At 68.6% G+C, this 14346-nt stretch carries 8 protein-coding genes and 1 pseudogene; 4 read left to right on the top strand and 5 right to left on the bottom strand.

Annotated features, from left to right (window positions below; translation table 11 throughout):
* The 3 genes and pseudogenes from QZ814_RS15840 to QZ814_RS15830 all read left to right on the top strand — a co-directional run.
* Positions 1 to 794, top strand: a pseudogene (locus tag QZ814_RS15840) (biotin synthase); the annotation flags it as partial.
* 80 nt (positions 795 to 874) lie between these two features.
* Positions 875 to 1360, top strand: a complete 486-nt coding sequence (locus QZ814_RS15835; RefSeq protein ID WP_294334168.1) for a hemerythrin domain-containing protein — start codon at positions 875 to 877, stop codon at positions 1358 to 1360.
* Positions 1361 to 1363: 3 nt separating this feature from the next.
* Positions 1364 to 2740: a UdgX family uracil-DNA binding protein gene (locus QZ814_RS15830; RefSeq protein ID WP_294334166.1), complete on the top strand. Its 1377-nt coding sequence runs from the start codon at positions 1364 to 1366 to the stop codon at positions 2738 to 2740.
* 1 nt (position 2741) lies between these two features.
* Here QZ814_RS15830 and QZ814_RS15825 read toward each other — a convergent pair whose 3' ends face one another.
* Positions 2742 to 4031 (bottom strand): adenylosuccinate synthase, encoded by a 1290-nt coding sequence (locus QZ814_RS15825; RefSeq protein WP_294334164.1) that lies wholly within the window; start codon positions 4029 to 4031, stop codon positions 2742 to 2744.
* A 143-nt stretch (positions 4032 to 4174) separates the two neighbouring features.
* A complete protein-coding gene (locus tag QZ814_RS15820; RefSeq protein WP_294334163.1) occupies positions 4175 to 7537 on the bottom strand; it encodes a PAS domain-containing protein in 3363 nt (1120 codons plus the stop codon).
* A gap of 124 nt (positions 7538 to 7661) precedes the next feature.
* Between QZ814_RS15820 and QZ814_RS15815 the strand changes: the two genes are divergently transcribed.
* Positions 7662 to 8669, top strand: coding sequence for a fumarylacetoacetate hydrolase family protein (locus QZ814_RS15815; protein WP_294334160.1), 1008 nt, complete (start codon positions 7662 to 7664; stop codon positions 8667 to 8669).
* A 21-nt stretch (positions 8670 to 8690) separates the two neighbouring features.
* On the opposite strand, the gene QZ814_RS15810 is transcribed toward QZ814_RS15815, so the two are convergent.
* The 3 genes from QZ814_RS15810 to QZ814_RS15800 are packed head-to-tail and all read right to left on the bottom strand — an operon-like array spanning position 8691 to position 14157.
* Positions 8691 to 9230 carry a 2'-5' RNA ligase family protein gene (locus tag QZ814_RS15810; protein WP_365898825.1) on the bottom strand — a complete coding sequence of 180 codons (540 nt, stop codon included), beginning with the start codon at positions 9228 to 9230 and terminating at the stop codon, positions 8691 to 8693.
* The gene (locus tag QZ814_RS15805) at positions 9230 to 12640 is read right to left on the bottom strand and encodes an error-prone DNA polymerase (protein WP_294334156.1); all 3411 of its coding nucleotides are present in this window, start codon (positions 12638 to 12640) and stop codon (positions 9230 to 9232) included. The genes QZ814_RS15810 and QZ814_RS15805 overlap by 1 nt, the downstream gene beginning before the upstream one ends.
* 5 nt (positions 12641 to 12645) lie before the next feature.
* Positions 12646 to 14157, bottom strand: a complete 1512-nt coding sequence (locus tag QZ814_RS15800; RefSeq protein ID WP_294334175.1) for a DNA polymerase Y family protein — start codon at positions 14155 to 14157, stop codon at positions 12646 to 12648.
* Positions 14158 to 14346 lie beyond the last annotated feature (189 nt).

Genomic DNA, 14346 nt, shown 5'->3' with positions numbered 1-14346 from the left:
CCGACCCGGAGCTGGTCCACCTGGCCGGGCTCTACGCCGATCGCGTGTCGATCAACGTCGAGCTGCCGACCGTCGGCGGGCTCCAGCGCTTGGCGCCCGAAAAGGATATCGGCCGGATCGAAGGCGCGATGGCCGACACCAAGAGTGCGATCATTGACACCAAGGATGCGCGCAAGAAATACAAATCCGCGCCCAAGTTCGCCCCTGCCGGCCAGTCGACCCAGATGATCGTCGGCGCCGACGCCGCGACCGACGGCGACATTATCGGCCGGGCGGCGGGGCTGTACGGCCAGTTCGGCCTGCGCCGTGTCTATTATTCGGCGTTCAGCCCAATTCCCGATGCGAGCGCGGTGCTGCCGCTCCAGCGCCCGCCGCTGATGCGCGAGCACCGGCTCTATCAGTCGGACTGGCTGATGCGCTTCTACGAATTCCGCCCCGACGAGGTGGCGCAGGCGGCCGATCCGGCGACGGGGATGCTGCCGCTCGATATCGATCCCAAGCTTGCCTGGGCGCTCCGCTTCCGCGATCGCTTTCCGGTCGACGTCAACCGCGCGCCGCGCGAGGCGCTGCTGCGCGTGCCGGGGCTGGGGACCAAGGCGGTCGCCTCGATCCTCGCCGCGCGCAAGTGGCGGCGGTTGCGGCTGGAGGATGTTGCGCGGCTCACCGTCTCGCTCGCCAAGATCCGTCCCTTCATCGTCGCCGCCGACTGGCGCCCGGTCGCGCTGACCGACAAGGCCGATCTGCGCGCCTGGATTGCGCCGAAAAGCGAGCAGCTGGAATTGTTTGCGGCGTGACGGCACCTTTGCGAACGACTCGCGGGAGCAACCTGCATCCTGCCCACTGGTTAGGACGAGGAACCCAGGGAGACTCCCACATGGCCGACCAGCCCCGTATCTTCGCCGACCTCATCGCCGATCACGATCGCCAGCGCGACCTGATCGCCCGGATCGATGCCACCTCCGGCGACAGCGAGGAGCGCCGCGACCTGTTCGAGCAGCTCCGCCTCGAACTCCAGTCGCACGCCGCCGCGGAAGAGGAATCGCTCTACGCGACGATGCTCGGCAATCCCGAGCTGCGCGAGGATGCCCGCCACTCGGTGTCCGAGCACAAGGAAGTCGATGATCTGCTCGGCGAGCTGATGGACGTCGACATGGCCTCGTCCGCCTGGCTCTCCAAGTTTCGCGCGATGAAGGATCGCTACCTCCACCATATCGACGAGGAGGAGGAAGAGATGTTTCCGACCGCCGAAAAGGAATTGTCGGCGGAAGAGGAAGAGCGGCTCGGCAAGATCTTCGAGAAGCGCAAGCCGAAGGAACTGGAGCGTGCCGAAGCCCACCCGCCGGGCGACGAGCGCGAGTAAGCGTTGCGCGCCGTAACGCTTGCCGCCGAGGATGATTTCGAGGGCTGGCGCGATGCGGCGCGGGCGCTGGCCCAGGCGCATGTCGCGCCCCCCGAGATCGTTTGGCGCGTAGGCGAGGACGGTGCCGACCTGTTCGCCGCCGAACCCGTCGCGCTTCCTGCGGCAGGCACGACGACGCTCAAGGTCCCGCGCGATTTCGTCCAGCTGGCGCAGACCGTGGTCCTCCATTCGGATCCGCAGCGTTTCGCTTTGCTCTACACCCTCCTCGCCACCGATCCCCACCGGATCGAGGACCGGGCCGACCCGCTGGTCCGCCGGGTGGAGCTAATGGCCAAGGCGGTGCGGCGCGACATCCACAAGATGCGCGCCTTTGTCCGCTTCCGCGAACTCATCGATGACAGCGGCCCGCGCTACATCGCCTGGTTCGAGCCCGAACATCACATAGTCCGCGCCAATGCCCGCTTCTTCGTCGAGCGGTTCGCCAGCATGCGCTGGTCGATCCTGACGCCCGAGGTCTCGATCCACTGGGACGGCACGACGCTCAGCGAAGGCCCGGCCGCGACGCGCGGCGATGCCCCGGCGGACGATCCGGTCGAGGCGGTGTGGAAGACCTATTACGCCTCCATCTTCAATCCCGCCCGCCTCAAGACCGGCGCGATGCTGAAGGAGATGCCGCGCAAATACTGGAAAAACATGCCCGAAACCGCGTTGGTGAAGGAGCTTGTGGCCGGTGCCCGGGCGCGGGAGACGGCGATGGTGGAGACGGCGCGCAGTGCGGTCGGCGGCAATGTAGAGGGCGCATGGGAAGCGCTGCGCGACGAGGCGGCGGCGTGCACCCGCTGCCCGCTCTACAAGCCGGCGACGCAGACCGTGTTCGGCGAAGGTCCGCTCGACGCCGACATGATGCTGGTCGGCGAGCAGCCCGGTGACCAGGAAGACCTCGCCGGCCGCGCCTTTGTGGGGCCGGCCGGGCAGATGCTCGACAAGGCGCTGGACGAGGCAGGCATCGACCGCGCCCGCGTCTACGTCACCAATGCGGTCAAGCACTTCAAGTTCGAGCCGCGCGGCAAGCGGCGCATCCACGCCAAGCCCGATGCCGGCGAGATCACCGCCTGTCGCTGGTGGTACGAGCAGGAACTGGCGCTGGTCCGCCCGAAGCTGGTCGTGGCGCTGGGTGCCACCGCCGCGCGGCAGATCACCGGCAAGGCTGCGACGATCTCCAAGTTGCGCGGCCAGCAACTGGCGCTGCCCGAAGGCGGCACCGGCTGGGTGACCGTCCACCCCAGCTATCTGCTGCGCTTGCCGGATCCCGAGGCGGCGGCGCAGGCCTATCGCGACTTCGTCGCGGACCTGCGCGCCGCCCGGGCGCTGCTCGGCTAGATCAGTCCGCGAAGGGGTCGCGGACCAGGATGGTGTCCTCGCGCTCGGGGCTGGTCGAAACCAGCGCCACCGGGCACTGGATCAGCTCTTCCACCCGGCGGATATATTTGATCGCCTGCGCCGGTAGCTCGGCCCAGCTGCGCGCGCCGAACGTCGATTCGGACCAGCCTTCCATCGTCTCGTAGATCGGCTCCACCGCCGCCTGGTCGGGCGCGCTGGCGGGGTAATAGTCGAGCACCTCGCCGTTCAGGCGATAGCCGGTGCAGACCTGGATCTCGTCGAACCCGTCGAGCACGTCGAGCTTGGTCAGCGCGATGCCGGTGATGCCCGAAACCGCGACCGACTGGCGCAGCAGCACCGCGTCGAGCCAGCCGCAGCGGCGCTTGCGCCCGGTGACAGTACCGAACTCATGGCCGCGCGTGCCGAGCCGCTCGCCCACCTCGTTGTCCAGCTCGGTCGGGAAGGGACCCGAGCCGACGCGGGTGGTATAGGCCTTCGCGATGCCGAGCACGAAGCCGACCGCGCCCGGCCCCATGCCGCTGCCGCTCGCCGCGGTGCCCGACACGGTGTTGGACGAGGTGACGAACGGATAGGTGCCATGGTCGATGTCGAGCAGCACGCCCTGCGCGCCCTCGAACAGGATGCGGCGGCCGCGCGACCGCGCTTCGTTGAGCATCTTCCACACCGGCTGCACGAACGGCAGCACGAAGCCGGCGATGCCGCGCAGCTCCTCGACCAGCGCATCGCGGTCGATCGGCGGCTGGCCGAAGCCGGCGCGCAGCGCATCGTGGTGCGCGGCGAGGCGGTCGAGCTGCGGCCCGATCGCATCGAGATTGGCGAGGTCGCACACCCGGATGGCGCGGCGGCCGACCTTGTCCTCATAGGCCGGGCCGATGCCGCGGCGGGTGGTGCCGATCTTGCCGGCGCCGCTGGCATCCTCGCGCAGGCCGTCGAGATCGCGGTGGAAGGGGAGGATCAGCGGGCAGGTATCGGCGATCTTGAGCGTATCGGGGGTCACGTCGACGCCCTGGTCGCGCAGCTTCTCCACCTCGGCCTTGAGCGCCCAGGGATCGAGCACCACGCCGTTGCCGATCACGCTCGGGGTGCCGCGGACGATACCCGAGGGGAGCAGGGAGAGCTTGTAGACCTTTTCGCCGATCACCAGCGTGTGGCCGGCATTGTGGCCGCCCTGAAACCGGACCACCACGTCGGCGCGCTCGGCGAGCCAGTCGACGATCTTGCCCTTGCCTTCGTCACCCCATTGGGCGCCGATCACTGCCACATTTGCCATGGATACACGTCCTCCGCCTGCCGGGCGGACCCTGGCCGCCCTTCGACAGGACTCGGCGGCAGGGACTGGTCAACCGGACGCGTCGCCCGAAGCCGCGGCGCGAATGACGAAAGCGCAGGCCGAGGTCAAGTATTTCTTGGCACTCAGCCGTCGAGCGCCCCGCGAATCGCGACCGCCAGCGCGGCGATGTCGAACGGCTTGGCGAGGATGTTCTCGGCCACCTCGCCGGCCGGCGCCTCCGGCGCATAGCCGCTGGTCAACAAGACCTTGAGCTCGGGCAGGCGTTCCCGCACCCGCGCCGCCAGTTCGCGGCCGCTCATCTCCGGCATCACCACGTCGCTGAACAGCAGCGAAATTTTCTGACCGCGTTCGAGCAGCCGCAGCGCCTCGATGCCATCGCGGGCGAATACCACGCCGTAGCCAAGCTCGCGCAGCGCCTCGACCGAATAGGTGCGGACCCGGTCCTCGTCCTCGACGACGAGCACGACTTCGCTGGCACGGCCGCGCGGCAGGTCGCGTTCGGCCGCGGCCGCGGCGGGGCCGGGCACCGCTTCCGGGCGGGCGGGAAGCAACACGCGCACGCAGGTGCCACGGCCTGGCTCGCTATCGATGGTGACGTGCCCGCCCGACTGGCGAACGAAGCCAAACACCTGGCTCAGCCCCAGACCAGTACCTTTGCCGACGCCCTTGGTGGTGAAGAACGGGTCGAATGCGCGTGCGGCGACTTCGGGCGGCATGCCGGTGCCGGTGTCGCGGATACGGATCTCGATATAGTTGCCAGCCGCGATTTCGTAGCGATCGGCTTCGGCCAAATCGAGCACGCGATGCTCGGTTTCGATGGTCAGCGTGCCGCCTTTCGGCATTGCGTCGCGGCCGTTGACCGCGAGGTTGAGCACCACGTTTTCGAGCTGGTTGCGATCGGCCACCACCGGCGCCAGGTCGCGGGCCAGCCAGGTTTCGATCACCACGCCTTCCCCCAGCGTGCGCACCAGCAGTTCGATCATGCCGCTCAGCATGTCATTCACGTCCAGCGCCGTCGGCGCCAGCGGCTGGCGGCGCGAAAAGGCGAGCAGCCGCTGGGTGAGCGCCGCCGCGCGGCTGGCGCCGTCACGGGCGGCAATCAAATAGCGGTCGATGTCCGTGCGCCCTTGCGCGACGCGCCGTTCCATCAGGTCGAGCGCACCGATCACCACCGCCAGCATGTTGTTGAAATCATGCGCGATCCCGCCGGTCAGCTGGCCTACCGCTTCCATCTTCTGTGCTTGGCGCAGCTGGGCCTCGGCAGCCATCAGCCGTTCGGTACGCTCCCGCACCGCCGCTTCCAGTTCTTCGCGCGAGCGGGCGAGCACTTCGCGCGCATCGACGATTTCCTGGATATCCGTGCTGGTGCCGAACCAGCGGACGATCTTGCCGCTCTCGTCGCGCAGCGGCTGCGCACGCCCCAGTGCCCAGCGATAGGTACCGCGATGGTTCCGCATGCGATATTCGATGCGGTAGAGGTCGCCCGTGTCGACGCAATGCTGCCAAGCGGCCCAGGTACGGCTCTGGTCGTCGGGATGGAGCACCGTGCCCCAGGCATCGCCATCGGTGCTGCCATAGGGGACGCCGGTATATTCGTACCAGCGATCGTTGTAGTAATCGACCGCGCCGCTGGAATCGGCCGACCACACCATGTGATCGATCGAATTGGTGATCGCGCGAAACTGGGCCTCGCTCTCGCGCAGCGCCGCCACGGCATCGGCGCGCTCCACCGAATCCCAGGTGGTTTCGACCACGGTTTCGATGAAGGCGATTTCCTCCGGCCGCCAGGCGCGGGGCGTGGCGCTGTTCGCGTAGAAGGTCGCCACCCATTCGCCACCGCGGAGCAACGGCACGCCGATCGCTGCCGGCGATATGCGGGCGAACGGTGTCTCGGGATGTTCCGCGTTGCTGTCGTTCAGGACGATCGACTGGCCGTTGCGGTAGTGGGCGATCAGCGGCGCAACCGCGTCGATCGGCCATTCGCCCTCGAGGAGTGGCAGCGTGCCATTGGTCCAGCATGGGCCGAGCAACAACCGCTCCCCCGCCACGCGATAGAAGCCGACGCGATCCAGACGGAGCTGCACGCCGAGTTCGGCCGCCGTCAGCTCCATGATCGCATCGGGTGTCTCCAGCCCGCGCTGTCGTTCGGCCAGCGTGTGCAGGAAGGACTGCGCCTCCGTTGCCGCCCGCAGTTCGTCCGCCGCCTCCTGTGCCGCTTCCTCCGCCAACTTGCGATCGGTGATGTCGAACGCCACGCCGGGAAAGCGGATCGGCCGCCCTTCCGCGTCGAAGGTGCAGCGACCCTGGATAAGCAGCCAGCGCACCGCGCCGTCTGCACGCAGTACCCTGAATTCCAGCTTGAGCGGGGTGCGATTGGCAATCGCCTGGCGCACCTCCAGTGCGATGTGGTCGCGATCGTCGGGATGGATGAGGTTGAGCACCGCCTCGAACGCGCCGCCATGCGCCACGCGTTCGGCATCGATGCCGAACAGTGCGGCGAAGCGCTCGTCGCCGGTGATCCGGCCGCTTTCCGCGGTCCAGTCCCAGGTGCCGATGCCGGTGGAGGCGTTGAGCGCCAGTTGCAGGCGCTCTTCGCTGCGTCGCAGGGCTTCCTCGGCCGCGGCGCGTTCGGTGATGTCGGCAGCGGCGACGAAAATGCCGGTGCAGGCGCCGGTGCCGTCCTTGATCGGCTGGAAGGAGAAGTCGAGAACCCGGCGTTCGGCTTCGGCGTCTGGGCGCCGCTGCAGCATCACGTCGCGATTGATCGCGCGATAGGGCTCGCCGGAGCGATAGACCTGATCGAGTACGCCGACATAGCCCTGTTCGATCACCTCGGGAATTGCGTCCGCCAGTTCCAGCCCCACGACCTGCTCGCGGCCGACCAGTTGGAGATAGGCTGGGTTCGCAAGCACGAAGCGATGCTGCGGCCCCTCCAGCAGCGCGACAGCGCCCGGCGCCTGCTGGAAATAGTCGTGCAGCCGGTCGACCTCGGCTTGTCGGGCACGTTCTGCCAATACCGCGCGCGTGGTTTCGTTGCCCTGGTTGAGGATGCCGAGCACGCGCCCCTCGGCGTCGCGGATCGGCGTCAAGCTGTAGTTCCACCAGCTGTCGCGCTGCACGCCGCCGCGCGCCATGCGCAGCAGTTGGTCGAAGGTCGCATAGCCGCGGCCGGTTTCCATCACCTGGGCCATTTGCGGGCCGACCACGTCCCAGATCTCCGCCCATACTTCTGCGCCCGGCTGGCCCAGCGCCCAGGGATGGCGATCCGCGGGGATGTGCGACCAAGCATCGTTGTAGAGCAGGCGAAGGTCGGGGCCCCAGTAGATCGCAGTGGGAAAGCTGGAGGCGAGCGCGGTATCCACCATGACGCGCAGCGCCTCGGGCCAGCGCTCCGGTAGGCCGAAAGGATGGCTCGCCCAGTCGAATGCCCGGATACGTGCCGCCATTTCGCCGCCATGGTCCAGAAATCGAAGCGGAGCGGCCATATGCAGTTGGTTGATCATGGCCCGCCCCGAAGTCAATGCGACTGGGCAAAATACGTATCAAGGCGCTACGGTTCCGCACCGGGCGAAGTTGCTCTATGGCAACCGCCGAAGGAGATGGTATCAAATGAAACTAGCCAGCCTCAAGCAGGGACGTGACGGGAAGCTCGTTGTCGTCTCCAACGATCTTGCCTGGTGCGCCGACGCCAGCCACATCGCGCCGACGCTGCAGGCGGCGCTGGATGATTGGGAGCGGGTGGAAGGCGACCTGCGCAACCTTGCCACCGACCTCGAGCACGAGACCATCCCGATGATGCGCTTCCACGAGCGCCAGGCGTCGGCGCCGCTGCCGCGCGCCTATCAATGGGCGGACGGTTCGGCCTATGTGAACCATGTCGCGCTGGTGCGGCAGGCGCGCGGCGCAGATCTGCCCGAGAGCTTCTGGCAGGATCCGCTGATGTACCAGGGCGGATCGGACGGGTTTCTGGGGCCGCGCGACGCGATCCCGCTCAAGGACGAAAGCTGGGGCTGCGACCTGGAAGCCGAAGTGGTGGTCGTGACCGGCGACGTGCCGCTGGGCGCCAGCCGCGAAGAGGCGCTGGCGGCGGTGCGGCTGGTAGGCCTCACCAACGACGTGTCCCTGCGCAACCTGATCCCGGGCGAATTGGCCAAGGGCTTCGGCTTCTTCCAGTCCAAGCCGGCCAGCGCCTTCTCGCCGGTGTTCGTCACGCCGGATGCGCTGGGCAGCTGGTGGCAGGAAGGCAAGTTCCACCGCACGCTGATGGTCGACCTGAACGGCAAGCCGTTCGGCCGCGTCGAGGCGGGCGAGGACATGACCTTCGATTTCGGCACGCTGATCGCCCATGCGGCGAAGACGCGCGCGCTGGGGGCGGGGACGATCATCGGATCGGGCACCGTTTCCAACCGCGATGCCGATGGCGGCCCCGGCAAGCCGATCGGCGAGGGCGGCAGGGGCTATTGCTGCCTGGCAGAGGTGCGCACCGTGGAGACGATCCTGCGTGGGAGCGCCGAGACTCCGTTCCTCAAGGCCGGCGACACCGTCCGCATCTGGGCAGAGGACGACAAGCACCACCCGATCTTCGGCGCGATCGAGCAGACGGTGGTGGCGGGGTGACCGCTGGGCGGCAGGGCAGCTTCAGAAGTCGAAGCTGCCCTGCCGTTCGATCAGCGGCCAACGATCCAGCTCGATATGCCGGTGCTCGCCGACGATGCTGTGGATCAGCACGGATTCGGTTGCGGTCCAGCAGATCGGATCGATGGTGCGGGTGAAAGGCACGGCCGATCGGCAGAGCAGGGTAACGTGGGGGCGGCAGCGCCACTGGTCCCGCAGCAGCCCGGTAGCAGCCATACGCCGACCCAATGTGCCGGTAAGCGCGGCGAGTGCTCCGATGCGCCTGGCGGGACGAAGCGCGACAGAGCCCCGGCTAGCGGATAGCTGATCGAGGCGGAGCGGAACCGGCGACGCCATGAGACCCGATCCAATCGCACGAAGCCGGTCGATGGCGGCGAGCGGCAGCTGCGGATAGTCGTTGGTGATCGCCAGCGTCATGTGGAGGCGATCATCCGAGACGATGCTCGGCGCGGGTCGCAGATCGTCCCGATGCCTCGCAACGCGCTGACGCACACAAGCGACGATGCGGAAGGCATAGAACAGCCGGTGCTCGACCCCCGCCATCAGTGGAAATCGTGCGACTTGATGGGGATGATGTCCTCGCGCCGCGAGGGCCAGCTCTCGGGCGTGCGCTGCTTGGGACAGGCATGGGCGGGGTCGCTCGACCGGGTGATCTTGCGGTCGCGCGAATCGATGGTGCCGCCATGCGTCGCGCCGTCGCCGGGCATCGTCATCCGCCGCAGGTCCTGCGCGCCGACGCTGCGCAGCATTTCGGTCAGGTCGGTGATCGTCTCGGCGATCAGATGCAGCACCTCGCCCTCCCGCTGGAGGCGTCCGCGCACGGCGATCATGGGTGCTGCGAGGATGATCGGGCGGTAGAGCGCGAAGCGGGCCGGCCAGACGATCGCATTGGCGATACCGCTCTCGTCCTCCAGCGTCAGGAAGATGCTCTTGGCGCTGCCCGGTTTCTGGCGGACCAGCACGATGCCGGCCACCTCCACCCGCGCGCCGTCCTTCAGCGTCTTGAGGTCGCCACATGGCCGGATATGGCGGGCGGCCAGTGTGCCGCGCAGGAAATGGAGGGGGTGGGCGCGGAGGCTCAGCTGAGTGGCGCGGTAATCCTCCACCACCTCGCGCCCGGCCGTGAGCGGCGTGAGGGTCACGGGGGGCTCGGCGGCCTGGATCGGCCCTTCGATGCCGGCGAACAGCGGCAACGGCGCCTGGTCGAGCGCCTTGATCGCCCAGAGCGACTGGCGGCGATCCTGGCCGAAGGCGCGAAAGGCATCGGCATGGGCAAGCTTCTCCAACGCCGCGGGAGAAACACGGGCGCGGCGCCAGACATCCTCGATCGAGGTGAAGGGCCGCTCTGCACGAGCGGCGAGAATGGCATTGGCATCGCGCGCGGAAAGCCCCTGTACCACCCGCATGCCGAGACGCAGCGGGAGGCGCCCAAGATCCTCCCCGGCACGGGGAGGGGGACCGCCGCCGAAGGCGGTGGTGGAGGGGGAGCTCGGCAAGGGATGCCCGTGTGGAGTCCCCCCTCCACCATGTGCTGGCGCACATGGTCCCCCTCCCCGTGCCGGGGAGGATTGTAAGACCCGCGTATCCCAGTCGCTGTCGTTGACGCACACCGCGCGCACGTCCACCCCATGCTCGCGCGCGTCGCGGACGATCTGCGCCGGGGCATAGAAGCCCATCGGCTGGGCGTTGAGCAGCGCGGCGCAGAAGATGTCGGGATGGTGGCACTTCATCCAGCTCGATGCATAGGCGATCTTGGCGAAGCTCGCCGCGTGGCTCTCGGGAAAGCCATAGCTGCCGAAGCCCTCGATCTGCTTGAAGGTCCGCTCGGCAAAGTCCTGGGTATAGCCCTTCTTCAGCATCCCGCTGATCATCTTCTCCTTGAAATGGGTGACGCCGCCGGTCGACTTGAACGTCGCCATCGCCCGACGAAGGCCATCCGCTTCGGCATGGGTGAATCCAGCGCCGACGATGGCGACCTTCATCGCCTGCTCTTGGAACAGCGGGACGCCAAAGGTCTTGAAGAGGACGTCCTTCAACTCCTCGCTGGGATACTCGACCTCCTCCTTCCCCTCGCGGCGGCGGAGGTAGGGATGCACCATGTCGCCCTGGATCGGCCCCGGCCGCACGATCGCAACCTGGATGACGAGGTCGTAGAATTCGCGTGGGCGCAGCCGCGGCAGCATCGACATCTGTGCGCGGCTCTCGATCTGAAAGGTACCGAGCGTGTCGGCCTTCCGAATCATCGCGAAGGTATCGTCGTCATCCCTCTGCATCTCGTCCGATGCCAGGGTGAGTTTGATGCCCTTGTGCTGCTCGAGCAGATCGAATGCCCGCCGCATGCAGCCGAGCATGCCGAGCCCGAGAATGTCGACCTTCATCAGGCCGAGCGTCTCGATATCGTCCTTCTCCCACTCGATCACCCGCCGGTCGACCATCGCCGCCGGTTCGATCGGCACGATTTCATCCAGATTCGCCTGTGCCAGCACGAAGCCGCCGGGATGCTGCGAGCGGTGGCGCGGGGTGCCGATCAGCTGGCGGGCGAGGTCGAGCGTCAGCGCGAGCCGCGGTTCGCTGGCATCGAGGTTGAGCGCCGCCGCATCGGCCTCGCTCACCCCTTCGTTCGACCAGCCCCAGACCTGCCCGGCGAGCCCTGCGGTCACGTCCTCGGGCAGCCCCAGCGCCTTGCCGACCTCGCGCACCGCGCCCCGCGTCCGGTAGCGGCTGACCACGGCGGTGAGCGCGGCGTGGCGCGCGCCATAGGTCTCGTAGATCCACTGGATCACTTCCTCGCGCCGCTCATGCTCGAAATCGACGTCGATATCGGGGGGCTCGTTGCGGTCTGCGGAAAGGAACCGCTCGAACAGCAATTTGTGCACCACGGGGTCGATCGAGGTGACGCCGAGCAGGAAGCAGATCAGCGAATTGGCCGCGCTGCCGCGCCCCTGGCAGAGGATCTCCTGCGCGCGGGCATAGCGGACGATCGAATGAACGGTGAGGAAATAGGGCGCATAGCCGAACGTCTCGACCAGCGTCAGCTCCTTCTCCAGCAGCGCGGCATAGGCGGGTGGCGGCCCTTCCGGGAACTTGGCGGCGAGCGCATCGCGGGCGAGCTTGGCCAGTGCCTCCTGCGGGCTGCGGCCGGACATCACCACTTCGTCCGGGTAGCGATAGAGCTTGCCGAGTTCGCGGGGATTGAAGGCGCAGCGCTCGACCACGGCCTCCACGGCGTGCAGCGCCTCGGGCCAGGCGGCGAAACGGCGCGCCATTTCATGCGGGGGCTTGAGGTGCCGGTCGGCGCTGCGGGCGCGGCGGAAGCCGAGATCGTCGACCGTCGTGGTGTGGCGGATCGCGGTCATCACGTCGTGCAGCATCCGTCGGTCGGGATGGTGGTAGAGCACGTCGCCGGTGGCGAGCGGGGTCAGGCCGTGCGCGGCGGCTGCCTCTGCCAGCCCATGCAGCCGCACCGCCTCCTGCGGCCGGCGATGGCGAGTGAGGGTGACATGGCCGCGCTCTCCGAACACATCCGCCATCCAGCGCAGCGCTGCGGGGTCGCCGCTGTCCGCCATGCCGGGAACGAGCGCCGCGACGAGGCCGTCCGCATGCTCCGTGACATCCTCCCAATGGAGGAAGCACTGCCCCTTCTCGCCATGCTGCGCATCCGCGCGCGCCTTGCCGATGCTGAGCAGCCGGGTGAGGCGCGACCACGCCGCGAGGTCTTCGGGCCAGACCAGCACCCCGCTGCCGTCGGTCAGGTCGAGCCGGCAGCCGGTGACCAGCCGCACGCCGGTCGCCTCCGCCGCGACCAGCCCGCGGACGATGCCGCCGACGCTGTTGTGATCGGTGATGCCGAGCGCGGGCATGCCGTACGCCGCCGCCGCCTCGAACAGCTCCGAGGGGGCGGAGGCGCCGCGCAGGAAGGAATAATGGCTGGTGGCCTGGAGTTCGCTGTACATGGCCGTCACCCGAACAGCCCGTGCAGGTACCAGCTGAGATCGCCGGTCACGTCGCGCTCGCCATCGCCCTGGCGGAACAGCCAGTAGCGGCGGCCGCGCTCGTCCTCGACGCGAAAATAGTCGCGCGTGGCATGGGTCTCGGCGGAGCGCTTCCACCATTCGCCATGGATGCGCTCGGGCCCATCGGCGCGTACCACCTCGTGCCGCTCGCCCCGCCAGGTGAAGCGGCGCGGCGGCTGGTCGGGCAGCTCGGCGACCACGAAGTCCAGCCGCTCGGGGCGGCGGAGCAGGCGGATCGGGCGGGGCCAATCGGGGTGCCAGGGCGGCAGCGGGGCATGGCGATCCAGCTGGCGGACATCGTCGGCCTTCATCGGCGGCGCCTCGCGCTCCGGCGGGTCGAGCGGCGGCAGCGCGGCGGCCGAGCGTTCGGGCACGTCGCTTTCCACCGGCCGCATCCGCCACAGCCGCACCATGCCGATCCGCGTCGCCAGCGTGTCGATCAGCGGCGCGAGATCGGGCACCGTTTCGGTGTCGAGCCGCTCGTCGACCGGCAGGCTCCCAAGCGGTTCGCTGCGCAGCAAATGCAGCGTCATCGCGTCGAGGCCATAGCCGGGTTCGATCTGGTCGATCCGGCGCGCGAGCAGGCGCAGCAGATGCGCGGGATCGCGACTGGCACGCGCAAGCCCGATGCCGATCCGCTGCGGCACCCCGTCCACCCGATCGGCGACCAGCCCGATGCGGCGCGCGCCTTGCCCCGCTTCCTCCAGCGCTTCGGCGAGGCGGTGGACGAGATCGCCCAGCCAATGGGCGATCGCCTCGGGGGTGGCGATCGGTTCGGCGAAGCGCTGGGTGACGGCGATCGGTTCGGGCGGGGTGACCGGGGTGACGGGTTCGGCGATGCGGCCCAGCGCCTGATCCAGCCGCGCGGCGATCGTCGTGCCGAAGCGGCGGACCAGCGGCGCGCGGGGGAGGGCGGCGAGCTGGCCGATGCTGTCGACGCCGAGCCGGTGGAGCAGGTCGAGCGCGTCGTTTTCCAGCCGTAGCGCCTCGACGGGCAGGGGAGCGAGCCAGGCGCCATGGTCGCCTGGCGGGCAGCAGAGCAGCGTCTCGGGCCGGAAGCGCGCGAAGGCCCAGGCGGCGCCGGGGGTGTCGGCGACGGCGATCCTGCTCGCAAACCCCAGCCGGGCGAGCAGCGCATGCAGCCGACGCAGCATTCGGGCTTCGCCGCCGTGAAGATGCGCGACACCGGTCAGGTCGAGCAACAGCAGGTCCTCGCCGGTAAGCGTGACGCTCGGCGACCAGCGGCGGGCGAGGCTGTGCGCCAGCCGTTCGAGATCGGCGCGGTCGCCTTCCGGGTCGGCGGGGTCGACGTGGAGCTCGGGCACCAGCGCACGGGCCTGGGTGAGCGCCATGCCGATGCGGATGCCTGCGGCGAGCGCGGCTGGGCAGGCGGCGGCGACTTCGCTGCGGCTGCCGGTGCGGCGGGATAGGATGCGGGGGAGGCCCACAGCATCCATCGCCACCGACGTCCGCCTTTGACCTCGGCGCTCCCCCCGCCCCCCATCGTCATCCCCGCGGAGGCGGGGATCCATTCGCCGTGTCGTCGCGGCGCCATCTTCGACCGATGAGTCAATGGATCCCCGCCTTCGCGGGGATGACGGTGTATGGGTGGCGGGGGTGGGAGCAGCAACGGTCGGCGCAGCCGC

Source organism: uncultured Sphingomonas sp., from assembly GCF_913777625.1.
In the GTDB taxonomy this organism is placed as follows: domain Bacteria; phylum Pseudomonadota; class Alphaproteobacteria; order Sphingomonadales; family Sphingomonadaceae; genus Sphingomonas.
This window is presented reverse-complemented; position numbering and strand designations above follow the sequence as displayed.